The sequence below is a fragment of the Bacillus sp. JJ1764 genome (assembly GCF_036962145.1).
Classification (GTDB): Bacteria; Bacillota; Bacilli; order Bacillales; family Cytobacillaceae; genus Neobacillus.
This window is the reverse complement of sequence record NZ_JBALNY010000259.1, coordinates 1-3,106: the sequence shown is the minus strand read 5'-3', so window position 1 is coordinate 3,106 and position 3,106 is coordinate 1. Positions and strand designations below refer to the sequence as shown.

At 32.8% G+C, this 3,106-nt stretch carries 2 protein-coding genes and 1 pseudogene; all 3 read left to right on the top strand.

Features of this window, described 5'->3' with window-relative positions; translation table 11 throughout:
* The first annotated feature begins 1,119 nt into the window (after positions 1–1,119).
* Positions 1,120–1,583, top strand: a pseudogene (locus tag V7083_RS23600) (DUF1643 domain-containing protein).
* Between the two features lie 59 nt (positions 1,584–1,642).
* Complete coding sequence (locus V7083_RS23595; RefSeq protein ID WP_335482648.1) at positions 1,643–1,849, top strand: hypothetical protein; 207 nt, start codon at positions 1,643–1,645, stop codon at positions 1,847–1,849.
* A gap of 527 nt (positions 1,850–2,376) precedes the next feature.
* The coding region (locus V7083_RS23590; protein ID WP_335482646.1) for a hypothetical protein at positions 2,377–3,106 on the top strand (730 nt) is incomplete at its 3' end.

Here is a 3,106-nt window from a genome sequence, read left to right as displayed (position 1 = left end):
GTTTAATTGCATAGTGTGAAGGGAGATATTTTACAGTATTGTGGAAACAATTGTAAGTGATTGTTATGAAATTCCAATTAATAATTAATGCTAACATTTTGCTAACGCAATCCCATGAAAAACGATAACTCTCGTTAAAGCCTAATTTAAGAGTAGGTAGACTTTTTATGGTGGTAAATTAAATAGAGTTTGTTAATGAGTCCTTAAATCACTGAATAGAAAAAAGGTGTCAGGAACTATCCAATTTTCTGGAGTTATTTGACACTTTTTTAGTGATTGAAATTTATTGTTTTAGCTGATAAAAGGAAATTATTGTTTATATGTGGAATGAGTCTAAAGAACTATTTCGAAATTGTAAGAAAATCAAAAGAACTAACAAGGATAGGGCAGATGTAATGTATATCTAAAATAAATTATGGAAAATACGAGTTGTATTTTCATGGATTATGAAAAATTTTTATTCTAAAACAAAATTTTGCCATTTGATTCTGGAGAGGGTAAGTGGAAGCATTTCAAGACAGAAATTCTCTATATTGGGAAGCGAAAGCCACTTAAGAATAGACTGTATAGCCATTATCTCGAATCGTTTCAACCCGTGCCTGGTGATACAAAAGAACAGCGTTGGCATAAATTTTTCTTAAAACACTAAGGAGAGCTTGACGTTTTTTGGCTAGAATTAGAAACGGAAAAAGACCGTCAAATTATCGAAAAAATGCTAGAGTATGTACTTGAGCCCCTTTTTACTAGACCTTCGGAGACTTTGAATGCAGGAGTATCAAATCATACATTCAAATCCCTATGGCAAGTAAGGAGAATGAAAATTGGAATATAACAAATTATAGGTTTTATAATTATAGCGAAGAATTAGTTGAAAAAGTACAAGCTGTATTAGGATCTAGTTTTATCCCAGAATACAATAAAACTGGTGTAACATTTTTTCAAGGCCATAACCGTATTATAAAACTAGTAAATGCAGTTAATGTTTTAAAGATTGAATTCAATGTACCAGTGACAAAAGTTTGGATACAGCTATGAATATTGTACAAGAAGCAAAGGATATATTCTTTAAAGAGTAATATAAAGAATCTTATGTAAAGCCTTTATGTGGGGGCGAGTTTTATGATTAAAGAGGCAATTTTTGATGAACAGAGAGAGTATCGTTATTCAATAAAAAGAACATGGTATAAAGATAAAAAAAGAGTGGCATTTATTTGCCTAAACCCAAGTACAGCCGATGAATACGAAGACACCAAACATTAAGTCGTTGTATCGATTTCTCAAAAAGATGGGAAAATGGCTCATTTGGCTCACTTGAAGTAGTAAATTTGTTCGCAATAAGGGCAACAGACCCACAAGTGATGAAAGTTGCAAAGAATCCTGTGGGAAAAGACAATGACGAGTATATTCTGAATGCTGTAAAAAATGCTGACATAATCATTGCTGCTTGGGGCGAGCATGGTTCATTCAGACGAAGGGATCGTGAAGTTCTAACCTTGATTAAGAGTTTATCGAGGGAGATTCATTGTTTAGAAGTTTTGAAAAGTAAACAACCGAAACATCCCAGCCGTGCAAAAAAGCTTTAGAACCGATTCCATATATTTATTGGTAAACAATGAGGTTTTCTTGATAGGAGGTTAAAATCATGGTAAATATCGAAGGAATATTGTCTTTGCTTTCGGAGAAAAGACCTGTGTTTCGGTCTGAGAGGGATTTTCAAGATGCTTTACATAATATACTTAGAACAGAGGGGCTAAAACCAGAAAAAAACAAAACGATCAACGGAATAAGTGTTGACCTTTGGAGTGAACATGATGGAAAAGAAATTGTAATTCAATTGCCACAAGACTAAAAAACCTTCTGTTGAGGTAAATGGTGCGAAATATGATCTTAAAAATCATCGTGCACAGGACATAAGTCGGTATGATTTCTTAAAGGATGTTCAATCGATAGAGGGATTATGTTTAGAAAATCCTCATAGAATGGGATATGCTATTCTATTAACCAATGACCATTTGTATTGGCAGCCACCTGTAAAAAGCAGATCAGTTGACGAGGATTTTCTTCTTTTTGAGGGAAATTGCCTTTCAGGGGAATGCAGCTGGAAAGAAGTAGCAGGGTATGGAACCACAAACGGGCGGGAAAATCCTTTTTATTTGAAAAGTCTACATAAGATGAAATGGAAAACTTACTCAGCTTTCCCTGCTAGCAATTCTGAGTTTCGATATTTATGTGTAGATGTAATTGGAGGATAATCATATGGATAATACCCAAATTGCACGACAGATTAGAAGTGTATTAGAAAATATTATGGCTGTACAATAAAAACTACTCCAAAGAAAGATATAAGTATATAAAAATAATAGGGAGAAAAAAATTATGCTAGAATTTAGAGTTAATATGAAGCAATCATCGAAGAAAAAAATTGTTATTACCATTGTTTTTGCATTGCTTTGTGCCTCCGTTGGATCAGCAGGAACATATATGCTTTTGAAAGATGAAGAAGAAAAAGTAGTAAAAGCAACAACAGCAATAGAAGGTGAGGTCATCGTAGAAAATATCGCATACGATAAGGTGCGAGAAATCAGCAAACACTTCGGATATGAGGATGTCCAAGACTTCGATTACACCGAAGATGACACTTATGAATTTTTAAAACATCAAGATGATGATATTTGGCTTGAAACAACAGGCAAAAAATTCGGAAAGTATCTTTTCGGAAAAGAATACAACATCCATTTGTTTGGTTACTTTATGCTTGGTTATGATTTGAAAAATATCAAAAAAGAAGACATTTATTTTGATAAAAAATCCAAGATTTTGCACATTAAAGTACCAGCATTAGAATTAGCTTATATTCCTATGTTTGACAAGAGTTATTTTGATAGTTTTGTAGGATTATTTAGAAAGGAATACACTGAGAGGTACCGAAAGTTGATTTATGAAGATGCGATAAATCAAGGCATCCAAGCTATCCTTGATGATAAAAGCAAAGTTAATGAAGGTTATAAATTAACAAATAATTCTCTAAAAGAAACATTATTCGACAAACCAGAGTTAAAAAAATATGTCAAAGATATTGTTTTTGAAAAGTCCGTTAAAGAATCAA